15 protein-coding genes are annotated in these 25283 nt (G+C 47.3%); 11 read left to right on the top strand and 4 right to left on the bottom strand.

Going from position 1 to position 25283, the window contains the following annotated elements; translation table 11 throughout:
• Positions 1–68 precede the first annotated feature (68 nt).
• Both MKY73_RS25015 and MKY73_RS25010 read left to right on the top strand, forming a co-directional pair.
• Positions 69–374, top strand: coding sequence for a PAS domain-containing protein (locus tag MKY73_RS25015; RefSeq protein ID WP_339239734.1), 306 nt, complete (start codon positions 69–71; stop codon positions 372–374).
• A gap of 194 nt (positions 375–568) precedes the next feature.
• Positions 569–3793, top strand: coding sequence for a response regulator (locus MKY73_RS25010; RefSeq protein ID WP_339303922.1), 3225 nt, complete (start codon positions 569–571; stop codon positions 3791–3793).
• Between the two features lie 21 nt (positions 3794–3814).
• On the opposite strand, the gene MKY73_RS25005 is transcribed toward MKY73_RS25010, so the two are convergent.
• Positions 3815–4489, bottom strand: a complete 675-nt coding sequence (locus MKY73_RS25005; protein WP_339239740.1) for a response regulator transcription factor — start codon at positions 4487–4489, stop codon at positions 3815–3817.
• A 135-nt stretch (positions 4490–4624) separates the two neighbouring features.
• Positions 4625–5488, bottom strand: coding sequence for a helix-turn-helix transcriptional regulator (locus MKY73_RS25000; protein ID WP_339239744.1), 864 nt, complete (start codon positions 5486–5488; stop codon positions 4625–4627).
• Positions 5489–5627: 139 nt separating this feature from the next.
• Between MKY73_RS25000 and fabF the strand changes: the two genes are divergently transcribed.
• Positions 5628–6866 (top strand): beta-ketoacyl-ACP synthase II, encoded by a 1239-nt coding sequence (fabF, locus tag MKY73_RS24995; RefSeq protein WP_339303920.1) that lies wholly within the window; start codon positions 5628–5630, stop codon positions 6864–6866.
• Between the two features lie 124 nt (positions 6867–6990).
• Here the strand turns inward: fabF and MKY73_RS24990 are convergent, their stop codons facing one another.
• The gene (locus MKY73_RS24990; protein WP_339308753.1) at positions 6991–8220 is read right to left on the bottom strand and encodes a nitrate/nitrite transporter; all 1230 of its coding nucleotides are present in this window, start codon (positions 8218–8220) and stop codon (positions 6991–6993) included.
• 425 nt (positions 8221–8645) lie between these two features.
• Between MKY73_RS24990 and nirB the strand changes: the two genes are divergently transcribed.
• The 3 genes from nirB (at position 8646) to MKY73_RS24975 (ending at position 13871) form a co-directional block, all read left to right on the top strand.
• Entirely contained in the window at positions 8646–10772 is a 2127-nt protein-coding gene (nirB, locus tag MKY73_RS24985) for a nitrite reductase large subunit NirB (RefSeq protein ID WP_339303918.1), read from the top strand.
• Between the two features lie 82 nt (positions 10773–10854).
• Entirely contained in the window at positions 10855–12987 is a 2133-nt protein-coding gene (locus tag MKY73_RS24980; RefSeq protein WP_339303916.1) for a molybdopterin oxidoreductase family protein, read from the top strand.
• Between the two features lie 143 nt (positions 12988–13130).
• Positions 13131–13871: a hypothetical protein gene (locus MKY73_RS24975; protein ID WP_339303914.1), complete on the top strand. Its 741-nt coding sequence runs from the start codon at positions 13131–13133 to the stop codon at positions 13869–13871.
• Between the two features lie 79 nt (positions 13872–13950).
• On the opposite strand, the gene MKY73_RS24970 is transcribed toward MKY73_RS24975, so the two are convergent.
• Positions 13951–14883, bottom strand: a complete 933-nt coding sequence (locus tag MKY73_RS24970) for an AraC family transcriptional regulator (RefSeq protein ID WP_339303912.1) — start codon at positions 14881–14883, stop codon at positions 13951–13953.
• A gap of 162 nt (positions 14884–15045) precedes the next feature.
• Here MKY73_RS24970 and MKY73_RS24965 point away from each other — a divergent pair, with 162 nt between their 5' ends.
• The 5 genes from MKY73_RS24965 to MKY73_RS24945 all read left to right on the top strand — a co-directional run bounded on the left by MKY73_RS24965 (position 15046) and on the right by MKY73_RS24945 (position 25243).
• Complete coding sequence (locus MKY73_RS24965; RefSeq protein ID WP_339303910.1) at positions 15046–15330, top strand: Atu4866 domain-containing protein; 285 nt, start codon at positions 15046–15048, stop codon at positions 15328–15330.
• A gap of 17 nt (positions 15331–15347) precedes the next feature.
• Complete coding sequence (locus MKY73_RS24960; RefSeq protein ID WP_339303908.1) at positions 15348–16085, top strand: SDR family oxidoreductase; 738 nt, start codon at positions 15348–15350, stop codon at positions 16083–16085.
• A 406-nt stretch (positions 16086–16491) separates the two neighbouring features.
• A complete protein-coding gene (locus MKY73_RS24955) occupies positions 16492–16911 on the top strand; it encodes a hypothetical protein (protein WP_339303906.1) in 420 nt (139 codons plus the stop codon).
• 24 nt (positions 16912–16935) lie between these two features.
• The gene (locus MKY73_RS24950) at positions 16936–21906 is read left to right on the top strand and encodes a DUF4132 domain-containing protein (RefSeq protein ID WP_339303904.1); all 4971 of its coding nucleotides are present in this window, start codon (positions 16936–16938) and stop codon (positions 21904–21906) included.
• 625 nt (positions 21907–22531) lie between these two features.
• The gene (locus MKY73_RS24945) at positions 22532–25243 is read left to right on the top strand and encodes a glycoside hydrolase family 3 C-terminal domain-containing protein (protein WP_339303902.1); all 2712 of its coding nucleotides are present in this window, start codon (positions 22532–22534) and stop codon (positions 25241–25243) included.
• Positions 25244–25283 lie beyond the last annotated feature (40 nt).

The raw sequence follows: 25283 nt of genomic DNA, 5'->3' as shown, positions 1-25283 counted from the left end.
GGATCGCAGATACGAATATCACACAGGGACAGCATCACATGATGTTTCATCAGAGGGAGTGGACAGCCATGCAACCAGAACTCAAAGCCTTCTTGCTGCTAACGGATGCGGTCATGATTACAGATGAGGAGGGTGTGATTCTAGATGTGAATTCCGTTTATGTAACCAAAACAGGATTCTCACGGGAAAGCACCATAGGTCAGCCTGCCCGATTGCTAATGGATACGCACTGGAGAGGAAATCAGACCTGGTCCGGTGTAGCCAAACTGATGAAGGTAGATCAGGAATTTTGGGAAGCCCAAGTTACGATTACATCGGTTTATTTGAACGATTCTCTCTTTTATATCAGTATTTTTAATGATGAATTTTCATGAAAAAAAATCGTTGTTTTGTGATAAGGGTATGTTAGCTGAAAGTGGGAATTATTTTCAAAAAAAAGGTCAATATCGTCAATTGAATAAGGGAGCCTGGCATACTATGATTTGTGTACCGGGGGACTGCGAACGTGAATCTGGCAACATTCATTGAATGCATGAAATCCTGAAGTCGTAATGTGGACGGTGACCATTTGCTACGCGATCTTGTGTTAAATTTCACGCTAATTTTGATCTTTGTTTTCCTGACTCATCACTATCTGAACCAAACCAATGCTACCCGTTCTACATCCATCACGACTCGGATCATTATTGGTATTACACTGAGCATGTTGGGTACGGCGCTCTATTATTTCTCTATTGTGCTTGAGGATGGAACATTGTTGAATTTCCGGGCCAGTGTATATCTGCTCGCCGCTTATTTTGGGGGAACTGGCTCTGCCTTTGTTACTTTTGCATTCATGTGGATTTTTCGCATTAATATGGGGCGTAATCCTTTGTTGGAGAACTGGCAGTATGCGTTGGCAGAGTTGTTATTTGTTGTAGCCGTATGCCTGATCTTTCAGTATGTTAGGGGATTTATACAAAAGTGGTTGTCTGGAGCGTTGCTGCTGATAACTGTGTATGAGTTTTTCGTACTAAAGATATATTCTCCTTCTCTGCTAATGTTGGGACAGATTCTCCTTTTTCAAGGTATCTGCATGCTCTTCGTTATATTATTCCTGTACTATCTGAACCAAAATCATCGATATAGGAGATTGGTCATTCAAAGGGATCAGGAAATGCTGGAGATGCTTCGGATGCAGCCGGGTTTTACGTTTAAAATCCATAAACAGAATGGAAAATTTGAGTACCTTCTGCTTGAAGGGGAGATGCTCTCCCGACTGGGCTTGGATATGAATAGTCTGAAGCAAGATTACAAGCTGGGTACATTGAACATTTTACCTCAGGAAAAGGTAGAATTTCTGCGAAAGCAGTTTAACCGGGCCTGGGAAGGGGAATCTTTTTTTTACGAGATTGAGCATGAAGGGTTCTATTCGCTGGTGAAAATTCGCCCTCTTCGAGAAGAGGGGGTTGTGAAATATGTCGTGGGATATGGACTCGATATCACGGAACACAGAGCAGTTAAACGAAGGATTCAAGAAAGTGAAGAGCGATATCGAACACTTGAGCGCGTGTCGGCAGATTGGTTCATCGGTATGGACAGCAACAGGTGTATTGTGTCGGTTAATCAGAAATTTCTGGATGTGCTCGGTCTCAGCAGGCAGGAAGTGCTTGGTCGTCAGCTTGAAGAATTGTTGTTCATTGAGCAATTGGATAACTGGTTGTTCATTTTCCAAAAAGCCTTGCATCACAATATAGCCCAGGATACGGAATTAAGTTTCATCATTGGAGAAGCTCATGAGCAGCATGTTCGGGTTCACTTGTATCCTGTCAAAGGACTAAACTCAAGTGAGAAAATTAAGGCAGTCATTCGTGACATTTCGGATCACTATAGACGTGTTAAGGCTGACAAAGCAAGTCAGGCGAAGAGTGAGTTTCTCGCATTCATGAGCCACGAGATTCGTACCCCACTGAGCGGCATTATCAGCTTTTCGTTGTTGCTTCAACGAACAGATCTATCTCCACAACAGAAGGATTATTTGAGTAAAATTAATGCGTCCTCCCAAACCTTGCTTGCCCTCGTAAATGATATTCTTGATTTTTCGAAAATTGAGGCAGGCAAGCTGATTTTGGAGAAGGTTTCTTTTTCACCGGAGGATGTGATCAAACGTGTGGCAGATCAGGTCGGTGTGGCCATCGGACACAAAGATATCGAAGTGATCTTTACAACCGATCCCGATCTGCCGTTAACGGTGATTGGTGATCCCTTCCGACTTGAACAGGTGTTATTGAATCTGCTGAGCAATGCGATTAAATTTACGGAGCATGGATATGTGACGTTGCAGGCAGAGGTGCTTTCATTGGAGGCGGAGCAAGTTCAGGTCCGTTTTGAGGTAGAAGACACGGGAATCGGAATCTCACCCGAACAATTGGAACGGCTTTTTGTCCCGTTTACTCAAGCAGAACCTTCAACGTATCGAACATATGGTGGTTCTGGTCTTGGACTGGTCATCTGTTACCTTCTGGTGACCTCCTTGGGAGGAAGTTTGCAGGTGGATAGTGTTCTGGGAGAGTACAGTCTGTTCTCATTCGACTTGATATTTGAACTGGCAGAATCGGAAGAAGAAAGTTCCTTTCTGCAAACATACCCTCTTCTATATTACGCGGATGATGTGGTGATCGTTGAGGAAGACGAACGAATGGGTGCGAATTTGAAGCAGATCCTCCACTCATTCGGGATGAAGCCGAAGCTGTATCCTTCGTTGAACCATATGATGGAAAGTGATTGGTGTATACCAAAGGCAGAGGGGATAAGTTCAATATTATTGATGATAAATATGGATGCAGCACACGCACACCATCGTTTACCTTGGAACAACCTGATGAAGCGATTGAATCGAATCAAATTTCAGATGGTGGGTTATACCCATGCCTTTAGTGCAAATGCCCTGTGGAGTGAGGAGAGATCCTTTCGCCCGGATCTCATGATGATCAAACCGATTACACGTCTGGGATTGTTCGAAGTGTTACTTGCACTTCAGGGTGAAGGGCCATTGGAGGACAAGCGGATGAGCGAAGGCGACGAGTTCCATTCGCGTAACCTGAAAGGCCACATTCTGATAGCTGAAGATCATGAAATCAATCAATTGGCCATTCGGGCCATGCTGGAGCATATCGGATTCAAGGTGACGCTTGCAGACAGTGGCACAGAGGTTTTGGAGAAATTGCACGAACAAACATGGGAACTGATTCTGATGGATCTCTTAATGCCAGATATGAATGGTATTGATGCAGCAAGGCACATTCGCAAGATGAGGAAATATGACCGTACACCCATTATCGCGCTTACAGCGAATGCTTTAAAAAGGGACGATGAGGTATATCTTGAAGCGGGCATGAATGCAATCCTGACTAAGCCCATACAGGAACAACAGATCGCAGCTATGTTGGACATATGGATTGATCTAAAAGGCATAAGAGAGATCAATGGAATCGATTCAGATAAGGCCATTAGACAGATGGACGGCAAGCCGCATATTCTGCAATATGCGCTTACGAAATTCAGGACGGAGTATGGTTCGTTTCAGCAAAAGCTGGCGGCACAGCTTCAGCAACAGCAGATTACTGAAGTAATCCGTAATGTTCATTCTCTTCGAGGCGTAGCTGCGAATCTGCATGCAGTGGACCTGATGTGTACGGTTCTCCAGCTGGAGCTGCTCTTATCCGATCCGTTACTCGAAGAAAAGGCACTAAACTCGGTATTAGAGAAGGTGCAACAGGAAATTGATAAAATTACCGGGTCTCTGCCATGGTGACCTGAATAAAGTTATATTATTTTAAGGAGTAAACTTATATCCGACCCCCCAGATGGTTTGAATGTATTGGGGGTTTTTCGGATTGTTCTCGATTTTTTTGCGAAGCTTGGTAATGTGCACATCGATGGTGCGATCATTAATGCCGGCATCAATACCACGAATGGCTTCAATCAGGGCATACCGGCTGTAGACCTTGCCAGGATTGAGGATAAACAGCTTCATGATCTCAAATTCGGAAAATGTCATCTCCACTCGCTGGTTATTTAACAGAACGGTTCTTCGCGCCAGATCGAGAGATATTCCAGTTTCCTGTTCAGTGACAATAGAGCTGTTCAATATGGCGTAACGACGCAATACAGCCTCAATACGTGCTTTCAGTTCCTGCATGCTGAAAGGTTTACATACATAGTCATCAGCCCCATCTGTTAATGATCGAATACGTTCGGATACTTCGGTTAACGAAGAGATGACAATGATGGGGATTGCCGTATGTTGGCGCATGAGAGAACAAGGATTCTTATTACCCGAATCAGGGAGCAGCAAGTCAAGAAGCAGGATATCAGGCCGCGCTTGAAGCTGTAGAAGACCATCTCTTGCGTTATCGACACGGGTAACATCATACCCTTCACCTTGTAAATACAAGGATAATGTATCGCCTAACATGTTGTCGTCCTCTATGATAAGCACTTTCGTCATGATATTCCTTTCTGAACCCCCTTCTTGTAGAAGGATTAAGATCCATGGATTAACTTAATATACCTGATATTTAAAACAGGCTGCATGAGGATGTCAAGACTTTAACATGACTCCAAGAAGGTGAGAGAATCTGGTTTATTGCTCGCCCAAATGTGGATGAGCTTCACGCTCGATCAGGCGCATCAGTTTGCGCTCGGTGGCTGTCTCTGGTGCAGGGGTGTAGACACTGCAACGCAGATCGGAACTACCCTGAACCTGCAACGAAGTCAGATCAAACAACATTTTGCCTGCTTTGGAGTGCCTGAATTCGATTAATACGTCCGGGGCACTGCTGACGCTGCTTTGTTTCCAAAGGGTGTGAAAATCGTGATGTCTGTTCATCATGTCGTCCAAAAATAAATTATACCATTCATCATCAACATACTGACCATAATAAGCACGAAAGATCGCCAGAAATCCGCTAACAAAATCCTCCCAGTTCACCGCGAGCCTGCGAAACTCCTTTCGATCAAATAAAAGACTGATCATATTCCGCTGTTCGGGGGCAATCTGTTCAAAATCCATAAAAACATGCCGGGCTGCATCATTCCAGCCAACAATGTAACAACGCCGATCCGAGATCACGGTAGGGCAGTGATGAAGTTCTTGCAAAATTTTCTGCAAGGAAGGGTGAAGTTGAACAGGTTCTTCTTCCAGTGTCGGCAGTTCGGAGTGATGTTCCATGGCAAGTGAAAACAGATATTTTCGCTCATCCGCAGTAAGTCTTAGTGCTGAAGCGATGTTGTCCAAAACCGAATGGGATACCTGAATATCCCGACCTTGTTCAAGCCAGGTATACCATGTTGTACTTACTCCTGCCAGTTGGGAAACCTCTTCTCTCCTCAAACCAGGCGTTCTGCGCCGGCTTCCAGTGGGTAAACCGACAGATTCGGGAGAAATTTTGGAACGCTGTGTTTTTAGAAAAGTAGACAATGCCTGTAACCTGACATCGTAGTTCAATCCATCACCTTCCGTCCTCGTTATCATGGTAGTCATTATACTATTATAATTGACAACTTGTAATAGGATATTCAAAAGTGCACTATTAGTGGCATAGCGTAAGAATGAAGAAAGATAACAGCGCTGAAGGAGGATGGATATGGAACGAGTCGTCATTACAGGTATGGGAGTCATCTCTCCTTTGGGAAATGATGTACATACATTCTGGAATGGATTAATTGAGGGTAGATCAGGAATATCAACAATAGAACATTTTGATACAGCTTCCTATAAAACCAGAATCGCTGGTGTGGTCCGTGATTTTGATGGTGAAGAGCAATTTGGACGCAAGGAAGCAAGGCGTATGGACCGCTTCGTTCAATTCGCTGTTGCTGCTGCGGACCAGGCAGTATCCCAATCGGGTCTTGTGATGGACGAACTGGACCGCGAACGGGTAGGTGTATATATTGGTTCAGGAATAGGCGGAATTCAAACATTGATGGAACAAGGCAAGGTCCTGTCTGATCGGGGACCTGCGAGAGTCAGTCCAACACTCGTACCTATGATGATATCCAATATGGCTGCAGCTATGGTTAGTATGAGGCTTGGTTGCTGGGGGCCAACATTGTCCCCAGTAACCGCTTGTTCCATTGGCAATACAGCCATTGGAGAGGCTTTCCGTCTTATTCGTCTTGGCGGAGCCGATGTCATTATTGCTGGCGGGACAGAAGCGGCTGTAACCGAAGTGTCACTGGCAAGCTTCGGTAATGCGACAGCGTTGTCAACAAGAAATGAAGCATTCCATGCAGCAAGCCGTCCATTTGATGCGGGGAGAGACGGTTTTGTCATGGCGGAGGGCGCTGGGATTGTGGTTGTTGAGTCACTATCTCATGCACTGGAACGAGGGGCAAATATTCTTGCCGAAGTAATTGGATATGGTGCCAGTTCAGATGCATATCATATGGTAGCAACCCATCCGGAAGGACGGGGGGCATATCTGGCGATGAAAGCAGCGCTTAAAGAAGCTCAGATTGAACCTGAAGACATCGATGTAATTAATGCTCATGCCACCAGTACGGAGGCGGGTGATCTCTCTGAGACGAGAGCGATTAAGCAACTTTTCGGGGAAGCCGCCTATGATGTTCCTGTCACAGCGAATAAGTCCATGACAGGACATATGCTTGGTGCAGCTGGTGGTGCGGAGGCGATCTCACTTATTCAAAGCCTGCGTCATGGCATCATTCCTCCAACCATCAATCAGGAGCAGAGTGACCCTGAATGTGATCTTGACTATGTACCCAATGAGGCAAGAAGAGCAGATTTGCGGATTGGAATGTCCAATTCCTTTGGTTTTGGCGGTCATAATGCGGTGATTGTTCTTCAAAAATATTCTTCTTAAGCAAAAAGAACAGCTGAAATAACCAAAGGAACAGCGCAGCCTGGTGGGGCCACGCTGTTCCTTTGGTTATACGCGAATCATTCGTACCACGGTACCCTAATTAACAGGCGAGTGTCTGCACGCTTTACGAAGAGAGAGACGTTGATTCCGGCAAGCCTTTGCTGCCCCGACTCAACCAGCTTACACGCCAGCGGGATTGCATGAAGAGAACAAGGAACAGGGAAGCTGCAGCAATCAGGCTAAGAATGACGAAGCCTGGAGTATAGGATTGGTAGCTGCTATATAGTTGACCGAGAATCAGCGGCAGTGCGTATCCGCCCAACCCGCCAGCCGCGCCTACAATGCCTGTCATCAGGCCAATCTCGTTACCGAAGCGTTGCGGAACCAGTTGGAACACGGATCCATTTCCAGCTCCCAGACACATCATACCGAGGAACAGCATGACCACTACAACAGGAAGTGGTGGCATGAAGGATACTCCGATCAACATGACGCAGGCTCCTGTATAAAGGAAAGTCAGCATGCGGGTTCCACCAATTTTGTCTGCCAGATAACCCCCTACAGGCCGGAAGAAACTGCCTGCAATGACACAGAAGGTGGTAATATCTGCGGCTCGAACAGGTGAAAGTCCATACTGGGTGTTGAAGAAGATGGTTAGATAGTTACACAATCCAACGAAGCCGCCAAAGGTTACACAATAGAAGGCACAGAACACCCAAGCATCTTTTTGTTTAAGCAGACTTCCATATTGGGACAATTTTTTGGGCTCAGGCCGGTTAGGACTATTCTTGGCAAAGATAGAAAAGAGAATAAATACGAGAGCAATCGGGATAATAGCAAGTCCGAACACAACTTCCCAGCTGCCAAAATGCGTAGCCAAGCGATTGGCAAACAACGTCGCGAGTACGGTTCCACTGTTACCCGCCCCGGCGATACCCATGGCAAGACCCTGGTGCTCTTTGCCATACCATTGGCCCGCCAGCGGCAACGCAGCAGCAAAGGAGGCGCCAGCCACACCCAGCAAAAGTGCCACCACGTAAAGCTGGCTTAAGGAGTCAACCCATAACCAGCCGAGTAATAAGGGAACCAGGGTGACGAGCATCCCGATCTGTGCGGTTAGTTTCGGACCGATATAATCAGACATGAAGCCGAGTACAAGTCGCAGGATGGAGCCGCCAAGAATAGGCAATGCGACCAGATTGGCCTTTTCCAATGGAGTCATCGGATAGTCCAATGCGATGACAACTGCGAGTGGACCCAGCATCCCCCATATCATAAAACTGATGTCAAAGTACATAAATGCCCCGAACAGGGTGGGTTTATGCCCGCTTTTCCAAAAACTTTTGCTCTCCATCATCCATCATCGCTCCTCATCCAATTAAGATCTTCGTAATTTGTCTATGTGCGTGTTAAGGCAGAAAAAGGCCGCAATTCGTCCAGATCAGAACGATTTGCGGCCCCGTTGCCGACAGGCGGTACACGTCATTGTGTTCCCGCATCTGAGTTGATCACAGCACTGTGATTTTGATTCAAATTATAAGCAAGAGAAAATGGTGATGTCAACAAAAATTACACGTAATTTTAATTAATTCTTTTTTTGATCGTGTTTCGTGGTTTTGATGTTAATTATGTTGACATTATATTTGGATTCCCTTAATCTGAATCTAATATGAATCCACACAATGGCGTGTGGATTCCGGAGGCAACGGTGCCCTTTTCCGAATGACGGAGAAGGGATTTTTCTGTTTATTTTCAGGTGAGAGAGATAGGGGGAAGCCCATGAGCAGAAGCAAACTGGTGATTATCGGGAATGGCATGGCAGGAATGAAGTGTGTTGAAGAGATCCTTGCACTGGAGCCTGATACGTATGAAATTGTAATCTACGGCAATGAACCCCGTCCCAATTACAATCGGATCATGTTATCAAAAGTATTGCAGGGGGAGCATTCGCTACAGGATATCATAATTAATGACTGGAGCTGGTATGCCGAGCATCAAATCCGGCTATGCGCAGGTGAAACGGTGCACCGAATTGATACCCGAGGGAAATATATAGAGACTGAATCCGGCCTAAGAGAAACATATGATGTCCTGATTCTGGCGACAGGGTCTTCGCCGTTTATTCCACCGATTCCAGGAGTGGATAAAGAGCGGGTTATGTCCTTCCGAACCATTGATGATTGTATGCGTATGTCCGACTATTCCAGAGAATTTCGCAAGGCCGCCGTTATTGGGGGTGGATTGCTTGGACTGGAGGCTGCACGTGGGTTGCTGCATCTGGGGATGGAAGCTGTGGTGATTCATAATGCACCTTACATTATGAACCGACAGTTGGATCAAAAAGCAGCTGCGATGCTTCAGAAGCAGCTTGAAGACCAGGGCATGTCCTTTCTTTTGTCCAAAAATACGCAGAAAATTACCGGACGATCACAGGCGCAGGGACTTCTGTTCACAGATGGTTCCAAGCTTGAAGCTCAGGTTGTCATTGTCGCTGTAGGCATTCGGCCAAATGTGGATCTCGCCAGACGAAGTGGAATTGCCACAAATCGGGCAATTGTGGTAGATGACTATATGCGCACCAATGTACCGGATATATACGCAGTTGGGGAATGTGCAGAACATCGGGGAATCAGTTATGGTCTGGTGGCCCCCTTATACGAACAGGGGAAGGTGCTCGCACGTACGCTCTGTGGACGGGAAACGCATGAATACAAAGGATCGATTCCCTACTCACAGTTGAAGGTATCGGGAGTTGATGTTTTCTCGGCCGGCGAGATTAGTGGTGAAGGCATGCAGACCGCGATTCAACATCTGGATGGCATTCAAGGCACATATAAAAAAGTGCTGATGAAGGCCGGCAAAGTGCGCGGAGCCATTTTATTTGGAGATACAGCCGAAGGAACGGCATTGCTTGGACTGGTGCAACGAGGGGCGGATGTGGCGGAATTGGCTCCGCATGAAGGGGCCACAGACCCGGCTGAGATGGCTGCTGCCGCATTACCGACTCAGGAGACGGTATGTGCCTGCAACAATGTGACCAAGGCTGCCATTATGAAGGCAATTCAGGAACAGGGACTGGAAACGGCAGATCAGGTGAAGGAGCAGACCAAGGCATCGGGTTCATGTGGTGGCTGTCGCCCGATGGTGGCTGCACTGTTGAAACATACGCATAACCTGAAAAATAACGGGGGTACTGGAGTGGTAGCCACAGCAGATAAACCTGCTCCAATGCCTGTATGCAGTTGTACGGAGCTTGGGCATGCAGAACTGAAGGAAATGCTGGCTGACATCGTTGATCGGGAGACATATCTACCCTTGATCCTGAAGCAACTGGGATGGGGAACGGAATATGGCTGTGCTGTATGTCGTCCAGTAATCCACTATTACTTGCAAGTATCCGTTGGAACGATAGTTGCTCCAGAGTTCGAAGGTCACTCCGAGGTTCATGTGCGCTGGGATAATCATATCCCGTCGTCATCCTATGCCAGAGATGTGAGTGGGTTGGCTGCGCAGCTTCGTGCCAGTTGGATCAGTGCAGTGATGCCGTCATCCGTGAATATAGGGGTTGCACCAGGGGCGGGATCATTAGTGAGCGCACTGGTTCAGGATATTGGTTTGCTGGCTTCACCAGCTGGATGGGAGATCTATGCAGGTGGTCATGCAGAGCATCCGGTCAAGCAAGGTAGTTTGCTCGGGGTGGCTGAGACGGAGATGCAAGCGGCGATGCTTGCATCAGCCTGCCTTCAATGGTATCGCCAAACCGCTTGGTATGATGAGCCGTTATGGGCATGGACGGAACGATTGGGATTCATGTCGATCAGGGAAACGCTGCTGGATGACCAATTACAGAAGGAACTTGTTGCGATTCATCATCATGAGGGGATGTGGCTTCAGCATCCCCGATGAAGCAATCTCTTGAATCTTCCGCGGTTCAAGGCACCGTCTGAAACGGATTGGTCGATTACATCTGAAAGGCAGGGATGGGAAAATGGAATTATCGATAACTTCGGAAATGGCAGTATCCAAGCTGTATGTAAAAGAAACACAGTGTCCATATTGCAGTGTGCAATGCAAGATGACAGTTGTAGAGCTGGCCGCACCTGTTGCAGGCCGGAGCCGAGCGGAATATACGGTCCAAGGCGTTCCGAATGAAGCTTCTCAGGGCAGGCTGTGTGTGAAGGGTATGAATGCTCATCAGCATGCGCTCAGTGGTCAACGATTAATGAATCCGCTGATTCGTCGCAATGGTGAGCTTGAACCCTGTTCCTGGGAAGAGGCCATTCAGACCATCGCAGAGCGGTTTCAGAACTTGAAAGATTCATACGGAGCAGATACGGTCGGAGTATACGGAGGCGGATCTTTAACAAATGAGTCAGCCTATCTGCTTGGCAAGTTCGCCAGGGTTGCTTTGGGGACGAAATATATCGACTATAATGGACGATTCTGTATGTCAGCTGCCGCTTCGGCCGGAAGTAAAGTATTTGGGATGGACCGAGGACTGACGTTCCGCCTGTCCGATATACCGAAAGCGGGCTGTATTATACTTGCCGGAACCAATATCGCAGAATGCCAACCTACACTCTTGCCATACTTTAATCAGGCGAAGGAGAAAGGGGCCTTTCTCATCGTTATTGATCCCCGTAAGACGGCAACCGCTGCTATTGCCGACCTTCATTTGCAGGTGAAGCCTGGCATGGATGTTCTGCTGGCAGATAGTATGTTGAAGGTGATTATGGATGCCGGATTGGTGGACCCTCATTTTATAGGCGAACGAACGTATGGCTACGAGCAATTGATACAAGGGTTGGCTGATCTGCAACTCGAACAGTCGGCACTAGCATGTGGAGTCGATCTGGCCCTGATTCGTCAGGCTGCACTGGCCTATGGTGAGGCAGAGACAGGCATGATCATGACAGCACGTGGCGTGGAGCAACAGACGGATGGGCATATGGCCGTCAGGCATTTTCTCAACCTGGTGTTAGCGACTGGCAAAATTGGCCGAGAAGGCTGTGGATATGGTGCGATCACAGGTCAAGGTAATGGGCAAGGCGGACGGGAGCATGGGCAGAAGGCTGACCAGCTGCCGGGCTATCGGTCCATTGAAAATGAAGCCGATCGTGCCTATGTGGCATCCGTCTGGGGCGTGGACCCTGCAAGTTTACCGGGTAAAGGGGTTTCGGCCTATGAGATGATGGAGAAGGTTCATGATCAGGAGATTCGGGCATTGCTTGTGATGGGCTCCAACCCGGTTGTATCCAATCCCAATGTGCGTTTGGTGGAAGAAGGACTGCGCAAGCTGGACTTTCTGATCGTGGCAGATATGTTTCTATCCGAGACAGCGCGACTGGCGGATCTGGTTCTCCCGGTTACATCTTATATGGAGAATGAAGGTACACTGACCAATCTGGAGGGGCGTGTTCTGCTCCGTGAACAGGGGCGGCCTGCGCCAGGAGAAACGCTCGATGATTGGGATATATTATGCCGGATTGCCGCGCAATTGGGTAAAGCTTCTTATTTTGAATATGATACTGCTGAAGATATCTTTAATGAGCTTCGCGTGGCAAGCCGCGGCGGAGTCGCTGATTATTATGGCATTACCTATGAGCGTTTGCGTAACGAGAAAGGGGTATACTGGCCGTGTTCTGCCCTGGAGGATCAGGGAGAAGGACTGTTATTCGGTGATCGATTCGCACATCCCGATGGCAAAGCGGCATTCACATGTGAGTCAAGCCTGGGATGGAACGATATATCACCGGAATTCCCCTTAATTCTTACCAACGGACGTGTGCTCCCTCATTATCTTACAGGGGTGCAGACGCATCGCAGTCCGGCACTTGCAGCTCGTGAATTGGAGAACTTCGTTGAGCTTCATCCGGTTACCGCTGCCCGTCATCGTATTCACGATGGAGAGTGGGTAGAGATACAATCGGTGTACGGAAGTTTCACGGTTCGTTCGCGCATCAAGGATTCCATTCGGGAGGATACCTTGTTTGTGCCGATGCATTGGGGTGGTGTTCAGAATGTGAATCGGGCAACCAGACCGGAACTGGACCCGTTCTGCCGTATGCCCGGATTCAAGACGGCGGCAGTAACCATTCGACCATTGCGATTAGCCAAATAATCCATACAGGTTTCAGCATACAGGTTTCCAGGCATCATAAGGTGCTCTAATGCTAACTTCGAGAACGGATATGTAAATGACTGGAACTTAAAAGCAGAATAAAGCGTTAAGAATATATACTGACTAAAGAGGTGGTCAAACCTTTGAAAATGAAAACATTGGTTTCACTACTCACCCTACCACTGGTAGCTGCATCTGTATGTGGCTACATATACTTGAACAAGCCGTCTATAGTTAGTGCTCAAAGCGATGTTGAAGCCGCAGCACTTAAGGCGACCCAGGGTAAGGTGGATTATATTAAGGAATCGTTTGAAGACGGATCATATATCGTTCGCTATCGGGACCGTGTGAATTTGACAGAAGTCACTGAGGAATACCGTGATAACCAGCTTCATTACAAAATGATTATTGAAGATGGTGGTAAGAAAATCACTTCGTATGGTCGAGATTTTGAGACGGGAAAATTGGTTGGGAACACTTGGACCATGCCGGACAACATAGCTGCTGAAAATGAGAAGTTGCTACAGAACTCGCTGTTGGAGAATGCTAAAGAAGAATTACAAGGTCAGGATTGGACCGTACTGGAAACTGCGGGAACACACTCCCGTTCTGCTACAGAGCGTAACGAGCAAAAGGCTGTTTCTGAAGACACACTCCACAAGGAAGTGGTAACCATTGATGTAAATACGGGTTTACCGACGCAACGTGTGATTTATCAGAAAGACAAAAACGGTGAAATTGTAACCAGACCAACCAAGACCGAAGAGTACAAGCATTTGGATTCTATCCCGATGAAGATCCAGAGCTTTGCTCCGGAAGAATCGATTGAGATTAGAGAAATACCGGCGCCGGTCATTGAAGATAAGGTGCTTGGAGGGTCCTAAGATTTTCTATTTCATCAGCAATTACAATTACAAGAAAGCCAGCCCTCATATTTGTTGAGAGCTGGCTTTTTCCTTGAATTTAGCCCTCGATCTGGAGTGTATGGCGAAGGCGCTTGATATCACTTTTAGGAGGAAGGCCATACATGCGGGCGTACTCCCGACTGAACTGGGAAGGACTCTCGTACCCAACCTGGAATGCCGCATCGGCCGCATCGGTTGAACCTGCAAGTAACATTCGCCGGGCCTCCTGCAATCGAATCTGTTTTTGATATTGCAGTGGGCTCATGGCGGTAACGGCTTTGAAATGATAATGCAATGAGGACGTACTCATGTTAATCATGGAAGCCAATTGTTCGATTCGCAGTGGATGGGCGTATTCGGAGTGAATGACTTCAATGACTTGGGCGATGTGCTGTGCATGACTGTTCTGGACTGCAAACTGCCTGATGGAATGTCCGTGTTCATCCTGAATCAGGCGATATAGAATCTCCCGATTCATAAGAGGTGCAAGTGCAGGTATATCTTCAGGTGTATCCAGCAATCTGACCAATCGGATTATGGCTTCCAGAAGCGGAGGTTTGTTTGAGCTTACAAACAACCCACGACGTGTTGAGTTGTTGGATTTGGTGTGTGCGGAAGGAGAATCTTGAATAAGATCAAAAACCTGCCCCGAATCAAAATCAAGTCGTAAGCAGAGATAAGGGTGTTCTGTCGTTGCCTGTACCACTTGTCCTGAAATAGGCAAGTTTATGGAAGCGACCAGATACTGTGAAGAGTCATAGGTATAGCTCTCTTGTCCGAGAATAACCAGTTTGGAACCTTGGGCCACAATGCACAAGGCGGGTTCGTGCACGGTATGAATGGGCTCTGAAACCTGGGAAGCACGGATCAAAGCAAGCGAAGGAATTGCGGTTAGATGAATCCCGTCATCGTGGGCGAAACGACCGATTAAGCGGGCCAATTCCTGTTGCTGCTCAATAATAGCTGTACCCTGTTCCGTTTTGGATAGCATGGATTGCAGGCCCCCTTTCCTGATACTCATAACCATTTTAAAATGCGTTGGACGAATAGGCAAGAATACTGTGGGATTCTTCTATCGTACAGAGATTGATCGACTACATAATGAAATTAAGCAATTGAATCTGTTGGCAACAGAAAGGAGTGACGGGGAAATATGGCAGGTAATGGATCAGAAGACAGACCAGAATTGGAGCACCCGTATGTAGGAATGTGGGTGACGAAGAACGGGTACATCCGACATGAACTGCTTCCTTCCGGTCGTTATGATGAAGCACGGGGAGATAGGCAAAGTGCGTACCAAGGTCGATATGTAGTCGAAGGAGATCATATTGAATATGTGGATGATACTGGCTTTACTGCGGATGGAGACTTTAAGGAAGGTGTGCTTTATCATGCAGGCATGGTTCTGTACAGAGAAGATGCACAATTAAATACCTAATAGGGAGAGAAGTCGATATGTTTAATGTAAAAGGGAAAGTCGTTGTAATCACGGGTGCAAGCAGCGGAATTGGGGAGGCAACAGCGCGTCTGTTAGCAGAGCAGGGAGCACATGTTGTTATTGGTGCAAGACGAGTGGATCGTCTAGAGGTGATGGCTTCCGCCATTCGCTCGGAAGGTGGTTCAGTAGAATATCATGCCCTTGATGTTACACAGCTGGAAGACATGCAAACGATCGTAGAGCTTGCGCTCAGTCGTTATGGACGTTTGGATGTGATAGTTAATAATGCCGGGGTCATGCCACTATCAGCCCTTGAAGCACTAAAAGTGGACGAGTGGAATCGTATGATTGATGTTAACATTCGGGGTGTTCTACACGGCATTGCAGCTGGGCTGCCCGTTATGAAAGAACAGGGTTTCGGGCAGTTTGTTAATATCGCTTCCATTGGAGCTTATGCCGTGACACCAACAGCCGCAGTATATTGTGCAACCAAGTACGCTGTCCGGGCGATCTCGGAGGGTCTGCGACAGGAGGTAGGCTCAGATATCCGCGTGACCATTGTATCGCCAGGTGTGACTGAATCCGAACTTGCCGAATCCATCTCTGATCATGGAGCACGGGAGTTTATGAAAGATTATCGGAGCATATCCATTCCAGCCACGGCTATCGCTCAAAGCATACTATACGCGATCAACCAGCCGGCTGAGGTGGATGTGAATGAAATTGTGGTAAGACCCACTGCAAGCCTAGTTTAAACCTCGCTGTAAGATTCCGAAGACGCCCCTACCATATATACGGTTGGGGCGTTTTTTTGTACCTTATAAACAACTTGGTTCATACTTCAGGGTGACCAACCACTAATGCTATCAATAATAAGATAGAAGAATTTAACATGGGCAATCCAGAAAGAGGTATTAGCTGATTTTGCGTATATGTACGCAAGTAGTTCATAGTTCCGTGGTTCCACGTAAACATGAGGATTGGCTCATGAATATGGATTGAATTTTAGTTATGATGTTCATTAGGGGTACATATGTACGTATTTTTAATTTTATTTTGGGATAGATCGCCATTGTGAGTTTAGGTTATTACGCATCGTGGTATAGATAGCGGGGCTTATGGAAGCTTCTTCAAATAGGGCAGGACAGAGGGGGCATGACAGTGAACATATGGATAACGGTAAAAAGTCTGGGTAAGCGCAAGCCGGTACTTGCCAAGCAAGCTGCCGAACTTCCGGAAACAACTCATACGCTAAGGCAGCTCATTGAAAATATGGTGGCTCTGCAAGTAAAAGCTCTTCAGGACAAGAAGCAACAGGCGGAATTGCTCGCCTACCTGATGCCGGATGATATTGAAGCGCAGGGAGCGGCGGGGAAAGTCGGGTTTGGCGCAGTATACAATGAGGGTGTTCCTGATCTGAATGGCGCGATGAAGACAGCTATAACTGCCTTTGAGGATGGATTGTACAAAGTGTTTCTCAACGATGAAGAATTGCAGGAACTGGACAAGTCAATTTTGATACAAGACGGAGACAACGTGGTGTTTATCCGATTTACAATGCTTGCCGGACGTCTGTGGTAGAGAGTGATGAAGGAGGAGAACAGGATGAATCAGGAAGATCAAGTGCAGGTGTATATGGATGAATTGCAGGAAAGAGCCAAGTCGTTAACAGGGGTACAGCTTGAGTTGGCAGGTTATGTTGTGGAGATCGCCGGGTCTACGTATTTGCGTGGAGACGAAAAGATGTTTTTGAATACAGAAAAGTTGCTTGGAAGGCTGGCTGCAGAAACGCAGAAGCCATTGTTCCAACCACTATTGGATGTGCTCCAGCATCTGGCGAGTGAATCATTGGTTGCACGATTCCGTTATATTGCAGAGCGTGCGATCCGTTTCCCATACAGTAACAACTATGAACGCAGGCCCTTCCGCACATCCGATCCGGAGCAGCATGTAGCACAGGTCATCCGTAAACTGATGGGATTGTTCCGGATGGAAATGAATAATTTTTCCCTGGAAGAATATGTGTCACTTCGTGAGTACAAGCTGGATTATCTGCATGAGATCCGTTGGGTCCTGGCGGATTGTATCGCGTATGAACTGGATCATCAGGGCGGAGGTATGAAGCAGGCGCTGCACGATATTATATATGGTGACAATCAGAATGCATTGTTAACCCATGAAATGATAAAGGGCATATTCATGAGCGATCAGGTGGAAGCCTATCAGATGGTAGGTGAGCTGCTGGTGGCAGCACGGTTGCAGGAAGGTCTGCGCCAAAGCATTGTGGAGCGGATGGATGAAGGAACACTGGAAGCCTATATTTACATATTAAAAATCATTATCGACAACAACCTGATTCGCTTCAGTTCTGTGGTAAGAGCGCTCGCTGTCTGGACAGGGATCGGTATAGAAGCAGCCAATCAGCGAGTTGCTGCACAGCTCATTGAACAGGCTCATGAGGCGCTGGTGCAACCAGAGGTACGCGAAGCCTGGCAGCAGGAAGCGAACGCGAACAAGCTCTTTATCAGCCTGTGGGCGACAGCAGTCATCGAAGAGAATGATTTGAAGAGCAAGATCATCGAGATTATGGATCAAGGCCAATTATATCAGAAGATCGTGGCCCAATATGTACTGGCTAACAGCCAGAACCGAGAGCTTCGATTGGACATTGCACGTCGGTATCTGGAAGCGCAGGATACCGAGTTAATGCACTGGATTGTGACCAACTATGACGCCATGTATATGTATAACTGGAGTTTCGAGAATGGTGAGAATCAGCGTAGCGTTTACGTGTGGCCATTGCAGGCTCTTGAAGATAAGGGATTGCGGCGTCAGGACTTTGACCGGTTCAAACAGATGTTGGCTGTCATTCCAAAAGGCGGGTCAGGCGGACCATCGGGTGTACTTGAGTATGTTCACTACCGGATTGATATGGATGATGTAGTCAAAAAAATGTTATATCTGGCCGCTTATGATATGGACCCGGAATGGATCGGCGAAGTCATTGCAATCAAGGACCGCCTAAGCCCGGAACTGCGCGGAGAACTGTTATCCCAGTTTGTTCAGCATCCTGAGAATGAGGTGCAAAGACAGTTTGTGTTTGAGAGTCTGTCTGATAAAAGTATGAGTAACCGGGAGAGTGCACTCGCCAAGGCGAAGTTGCTCACGTTGACGGTTGAAGAGATGGAACAGATGGAGGCACTGATGAAGCTCAAGACAGGCTCGCTTCGTCAGAAGGTCATCCATGTATTATTACTGCAACCTATAGACCAATTGACGGTCTCACTGAAGCGACTTTTGCAGGCCAAGAGTGAGTTGCAGCGTCTGGGCGCACTCGAATTGTTGACCGAGATTGCGGCAGATCCGGAGCGGGCAGATCAGCAGGAGACATTACAGCCATTGGCGCAGCTTATTGAGACACCAACTGCCAAGGAACAGAAACTGCTGGATAAGCTGACCGATCAGGGGAGTCGTTACACAGCTTCCAATGGATTTGGTTTATTTGATCCGAAGCGACGTGAGCCATTGCTGGATGAGATACGTGATCTCAAGGACGATACTCCGAAGGACATCTTCACGCTCTCTCTGGACAAGACCAGACCTTTTCTGGAGGGTCTCAATGAATTGGTGCATGAACACAGGGATTATGAGTATGAAGTGGAGTACTACGCTGGCTATAAAGAAACATTGTTAGTTGGAGCGAGTCTTCGCTCCAAGGTTCCGTATGGAGAGCGCAATGAAATGAAGCAGATGCAGCAGTTTCCGCTTCATGAGGTATGGGAGAACTATATTCAACATGGCGAGTTTAGCAGTATGGAGTTAATGCAGTTGTATATGGTTATACAGCTCCGGGATTTCAATGGCAAATTGAGCGACCATTACAGTTACTTCCATGATCAGTATGGCTATGAAGAACTGCAAAAGATTCCGTTACTGGAAGGCTGGCGCAAGACGTTTGCTGAACAAATCTATCCGCTGGAGGATATCGAAAAACTGCAGCAGATGCTGAATTCGTTACCGTATAAGGATCAGGTAGTGGCGCTTATATCGGCGGCATTTCTGGATAGCGATCCGATCGACACGTTTGAGATAGCCGAGAAGACTTGGGCCTCTATTATTGCGAGTATGCCTGCTGATCGACTCGAAAAGGAGTCAGGCATGCTTCATATTCTGACTGCACCCTGGAATTATGTGGTTCGTGGCAAAATTTATGACGATAACAGCTTCAAACGTTTCTTCCAGACGGCTTACCAGTTCACCAGTCTTGTAGAGCGTAGTGAGCCGCTGTCTTTACTGTCACTTGAAGATTTCCTCCGTGCGTACCAGTTGAACCTGATTGACGAACAGGAGATATATCGACAGGTTCTGGTCGGTGGGAATCGTCTGATGTTTATTCGGAACTTAACATCCACTCGTACGGAAGAGATCGCAAGTGACCCGAAGCTGATTCACTTACGGGATACGGTCGTTAATCGGATTCTGGAAATCGAGCTGACCCGGGGAGAACTCTCTACAGAAGTAAGTACACTTGCCATGAAACTGGAACGAATTGAAGGCATGGAACACTGGGTACATCTAGTCTCTGCGATGGATCAGGATACCTTTGTCCGTGGATATATCTACAGTTATGGGGACAACACAACACGCAAAGAGACGTTCAGCTATCTGATTCAGAATTGTCATCCACGGGATGGAGAAGATGAGAAACAACTCGGAGAGTTGCTCCAGAAATACCCGATTAAAGAGAAAAAATTGCTGGAAGCAGCCATGTACGCGCCACAGTGGATGGAGATTGTTGCAAAACATCTGGGATGGGAAGGTCTTCGCAGTGCGGCATGGTACTTCCATGCTCATATCAATGAACGCTTTACTGCGGAGAAAGAAACCATCGTGGCCCACTATTCTCCAATCTCACCACAGGACTTTAATGAAGGTGCGTTTGATATCGCTTGGTTTGAAGAAGCTTATGCTGCTGTCGGGGAGGAACGGTTCAATCTCTTATACGATTGTGCCAAGTATATTTCCGGGGGAGCCAACCATCGCAGATCCCAATTGTTTGCGGATGCTGCACTGGGCAAGCTTCGGCTGGAGGATATGCGTGATTCCGTGTCAGACAAGCGAAACAAAGATCATTTATTAACTTACAGTCTGATTCCATTCGCCGTAAATCGTGAACAGGATCTGCGTGAGCGTTACGACTTCATTCAGAAATTCCTGACGCAGAGCAAGCAATTCGGCGCACAACGCCGCGCAAGTGAAGGTGTAGCATCACAGATTGCACTGGGGAACCTTGCTCGTAATGCTGGCTATGCCGATGTTACGCGGCTGATGTGGGACATGGAAGCACGTAAGCTCGATGAAATGAGATCTTTCTTTGAGCCACATGCATTGGATGCTGACACGACAGCACAATTGGTCATTGATGAGGAAGGCCAGCCCGAGATGGTTATCGTTAGCAAAGGCAAGACACTCAAATCTGTACCTGCCCGGTTCAAAAAAGATGGATATATCGCTGAAATGAAAGAGCTCAAATCGGATCTGGTGGATCAGTATCGCCGGGCAAGGCAGGAGCTGGAGCGTTCGATGACGGCTGGAACATCCTTTACACGTCAAGAAATTGCCAGTCTGATGCAAAATCCGGTTATACATCCGCTGGTAAGAACGCTTGTATTCCAGTCAGGTGACAAGATGGGAAGATTCGATGTATCGTCCAGTGGTTTGGTTGCTCCAGGACCAGAGGGTGCGATCTATTCGCTAGAGGAACAGGATCAACTGTTGATTGCTCATCCGCTTCATCTGTATCAGAGCGGAAGCTGGAGTGAATTCCAACGGGATCTGTTCACCCGCCAGGAGCGTCAGCCGTTCAAACAGGTATTCCGTGAATTATATCTTCCTAACGAGGATGAATTGGCTAATGGTACAGTGTCCCGCCGATATGCCGGGTATCAGATTCAACCGAAAAAAACAGTTGCTCTGCTCAAAGGACGCCAATGGACAGTCAGTTATGAAGAAGGTCTGCAGAAGGTAAGCTACGAGCATAATCTGATTGCAAATCTCTATGCCATGGCGGATTGGTTCTCACCGGCAGATACCGAGGCGCCAACGCTGGAGACGGTGCAGTTCTACGATCGTAAGAGCTACAAACCTGTACCGTTGCAAGATGTGCCGCTGACGTTCTTCTCGGAAGTTATGCGTGATATCGATCTGGTGATCAGTGTTGCACATGTGGGAGGCGTAGATCCGGAAGCCAGCCTGACAACAATCGAGATGCGTCACGTCATTGTGAACGAGTCGTTGCGTCTGCTGAAGATCGACAATGTACGTTTGGACGGGAATTACGCACGAATTGATGGTGAATTGGGTGAGTATGCTGTTCATCTGGGGAGTGGTAATGTGTTCAAACAAGCCACAGGTGCACTTCATATTGTTCCGGTGCACAGTCAGCATCGGGGTCGAATCTTCCTGCCATTCCTCGATGAAGATCCGAGAACAGCTGAGATTCTGTCCAAGGTGATGTTGCTCTCCGAAGATAAAAAGATCAAGGACCCGCAGATTCTTGCACAGTTACAGAATTAGAAGTTAGTGAATTAGAAGTGAACCGCCCTGTGGGGCGGTTTTTTTATTTGTTACCCCGATTTTCAATGTATCTCCGAATCTCGTGAACAAGCGGGAGAGACTTCAACATAAAGCGGCTGAGGAACCTGATAAAAGGGACCTCAGTTGCTTTTATATTTTTGGATATTTCAATGGACCGGATTGGTTCCGTTTTCAAATAGACTTAGGACCCAGAGTGTGTCGACATATTCCTTAATCTGATAATTAATTGCATTAATTGGTTTATCGGGAGTGGGTCAAACCGACTGTTTTTAAAAGTAAAGAATCTGTTCGAAAGTAGTTACGGAAATGTAAATAATTCGTTTTCTTGTTTTGTTATCTGAACTCAAATAGAGGTGATGCCAAAGAACTAGGCTCGTTCCAATTGATCTATTACCAAATTTAAGGGGATGTAATTCGGGATCAGGTCGGCTATCGTTAGGAAGCGAAATCTGCTGACTTGCTTGCAGGCTGCAGTTTCAGAAGCCATGTGCAGGACGACCTGAATGCTTGAAAGACTGGGATCAAGCCAGTTTGCATTCCCTTGTATACATGTACTCAAGATGTGTACGAGAAAAATGATCAAGAGAGAAGGAGAGCTTACAACATGAACAGAAGACTCAATCTAATTTTCCTCAAACGATGGTTTATGCTATTAATCATCGTGGCGGTTGCGGCTATGCCGCTGCATGCCTTCGCCGCGGAGGCGGAATCCGGGGCTGATCGGCCTTGGATGAACAAATCCTTATCTGCGGAGGAACGCACCGAGCTGCTGCTCAAGGAGATGACGCTGGAGGAGAAAGTTGGATTCGTAACTGGTAAAGTAAATAACTATTATGGTTTCTATAATGATGGATTGGAGCGCCTCGGCATTCCGGCATTACAGATGGCAGATGGACCTGCAGGGGTACGTGTGGCCAACCCGGATGTGCAGGACAAAAAGTCTACGGCACTGCCTGCACCAATTGCGCTAGCTGCTTCCTGGGACACTAATCTTGCCAAGAAATATGGTGATCTGATCGGTCAGGAAGCACATGATACAACACATAATGTAGTTCTCGGCCCTGGGCTGGATATTGCACGTACACCATGGGGGTCCCGGAACTTTGAATCGCTCGGGGAAGATCCATTGCTTGCTTCCGGCATGGGTGCAGCGTATGTGAACGGGATTCAAAGCAATCCGGTTATCGCTACAGCGAAACACTACATCCTGAACAACCAGGAGACGGAGCGTTTCACCACCAATGCAACAGCCAGCGAACGTGCCATTCAGGAAGTCTATGCACGTCCGTTCCAGGCGATGGTTGAAAAAGCGGATCTTGGTTCTGCAATGTGTTCATTTAACCAGGTGAACGGTACATACGCTTGTGAGAACAAGGAGATGCTGACCGATGTTCTTCGGGATCAGTTTGGCTTCGAAGGGTTTGTCATGAGTGACTACGGTGCAAACTTCAGCACAGCCAAATCCGCCAATGCGGGTCTGGATCTGGAGACACCGGGAGAGCCGTATGGCAAATGGGGAGACAAATTGCTGGAAGCCGTGAACAAAGGTGAAGTCAGCGAGCAAACCATTGATGAGAAGGTTAGACGCATTTTGCTTCAAATGTTCGAGAAAGGGCTGTTTGATAATCCTGTAACCAATACACAAATCAATGCCAAGAAAGACGGCAAACAAGCACGTGAAATTGCAGAAGAGAGCATGGTTCTTTTGCAAAACAACGATAATGTGTTGCCGTTGTCCAAGAAAAACGTGAAATCCATCGCTGTCATCGGACCGGATGCAGATAACGCATCGGCTGCTGGTGGAGGTAGCAGTCTGGTTAATCCGACGTATACTGTAAGTCCACTGCAAGGCATTCGTAACCGTGCCGGTAATGGTGTGGATGTAAAATATGCAGCCGGAACCGATCCAATCTCCGCAGGAGATGCATTTAATGGACCGTCTGCCGTACCTTCTACTCTTTTATCACCAGCGGATGCTCAGAAGAGTGAAAGAGACTATGGTACAGATCGAGCGGAATACGGTCTGCGTGCTGAATACTGGACGAATAAAGAGATGGAGGGTAACCCTTCTCTGGTCCGTACAGACAATCAGGTCAACATGAATCTTGGATTCTACAACTATGAAGGTTTTAACGCACAATCTTCCAAGCTTCCAGTGACACCAACGAAATTCAATGCCAAAATGTCAGCTCGTTGGACAGGGGCGATCACAGCTCCTCAAACGGGTGAATATAAACTGTCCCTAACCAGTCTCGGTTCTGCGAAACTGTATGTGGATGATGAGTTACTCGTAGACAATCAAGGTGAAACATTGAGTACAACCAAGAAAGAAATCACGTTCAAAGAAGGCGAGTCTCACGACATTCGGATTGAGTATCGTACCGATTTCCCGGTACAGTCCAATCACGATATGGGTGCGCAGGTTCGTTTTGGCTGGGAAGCTCCAGAGGATGCTGTTGATATCAAAATGCAAAAAGCAGTTGATCTGGCGAAAAAATCCGATGTGGCCGTCGTGGTAACACGTACGTATGACAGTGAAGGTTATGTGGACCGTTCCGATCTGGAACTGCCAAATAACCAGGAGCAGCTGATTCGCAAGGTAGCGGCAGCAAATCCAAAAACGATCGTGGTGCAAATGAGTGGTCGTGCTGTTGAGATGGATTCCTGGCAAAACGAAGTGCCATCCATCGTTCAGGCTTGGTACGCAGGTCAGGAACAAGGTAATGCCGTGGCACGTGTTCTGTTCGGAGATGTGAATCCATCCGGTAAGTTGCCGGTGACGTTCCCATCAGATGATTCCCAGACCCCGGTATCTACTGCGGAACAATTCCCGGGTGTAAATGGGGTGGGTAACTACTCCGAAGGTATCTATGTAGGGTACAAAGGATACGACAAAGAAGGCATGACACCTGCGTTCGCCTTTGGACACGGACTGTCGTATACCGATTTTAATTATCGTAATCTGCATGTGAAGAACACGGGCAAAGGCGACAAAGCAACCGTTGAAGTGTCTCTGAACCTGCGCAATACCGGCAAAGTTTCCGGTGCAGAAGTGGTACAGGTCTATGTCGGCAATCTGCCAACCAAAGTGGAGACGCCAGAGAAGCAGCTTGCTGGTTGGGCAAAGGTTGATCTCAAAGCAGGTAAGCAGCAGCGGATTAACATTCAATTGGATCGCAGTGCACTCTCCTATTGGGATGAAACATCCCATGAATGGGTAATGCCTAAGGGTAAAGTTCAAGTGTATGTCGGCAGTGCATCAGATGATATCCGTCTGACAGGCAGTGTGAATATCGGAAGCAAGTCTGGTAAATAAAAGTGAAGTCAGGGATATCGCAAAAATGAGTCGTGGCCTA

Origin of the sequence: Paenibacillus sp. FSL R5-0519 (assembly GCF_037974275.1) — a bacterium.
GTDB lineage: Bacteria > Bacillota > Bacilli > Paenibacillales > Paenibacillaceae > Paenibacillus.
This window is presented reverse-complemented; position numbering and strand designations above follow the sequence as displayed.

Coding starts and splice junctions, on each gene's coding strand:
- fabF (WP_339303920.1), top strand. CDS start 5,628: ATGGAACGAGTCGTCATTACAGGTATGGGAGTCATCTCTCCTTTGGGA.
- MKY73_RS25005 (WP_339239740.1), bottom strand. CDS start 4,489: ATGACGAAAGTGCTTATCATAGAGGACGACAACATGTTAGGCGATACA.
- MKY73_RS24960 (WP_339303908.1), top strand. CDS start 15,348: ATGTTTAATGTAAAAGGGAAAGTCGTTGTAATCACGGGTGCAAGCAGC.
- MKY73_RS25015 (WP_339239734.1), top strand. CDS start 69: ATGCAACCAGAACTCAAAGCCTTCTTGCTGCTAACGGATGCGGTCATG.
- MKY73_RS24980 (WP_339303916.1), top strand. CDS start 10,855: ATGGAATTATCGATAACTTCGGAAATGGCAGTATCCAAGCTGTATGTA.
- MKY73_RS24990 (WP_339308753.1), bottom strand. CDS start 8,220: ATGGAGAGCAAAAGTTTTTGGAAAAGCGGGCATAAACCCACCCTGTTC.
- MKY73_RS24965 (WP_339303910.1), top strand. CDS start 15,046: ATGGCAGGTAATGGATCAGAAGACAGACCAGAATTGGAGCACCCGTAT.
- MKY73_RS24970 (WP_339303912.1), bottom strand. CDS start 14,883: ATGCTATCCAAAACGGAACAGGGTACAGCTATTATTGAGCAGCAACAG.
- MKY73_RS24945 (WP_339303902.1), top strand. CDS start 22,532: ATGAACAGAAGACTCAATCTAATTTTCCTCAAACGATGGTTTATGCTA.
- MKY73_RS24950 (WP_339303904.1), top strand. CDS start 16,936: ATGAATCAGGAAGATCAAGTGCAGGTGTATATGGATGAATTGCAGGAA.
- nirB (WP_339303918.1), top strand. CDS start 8,646: ATGAGCAGAAGCAAACTGGTGATTATCGGGAATGGCATGGCAGGAATG.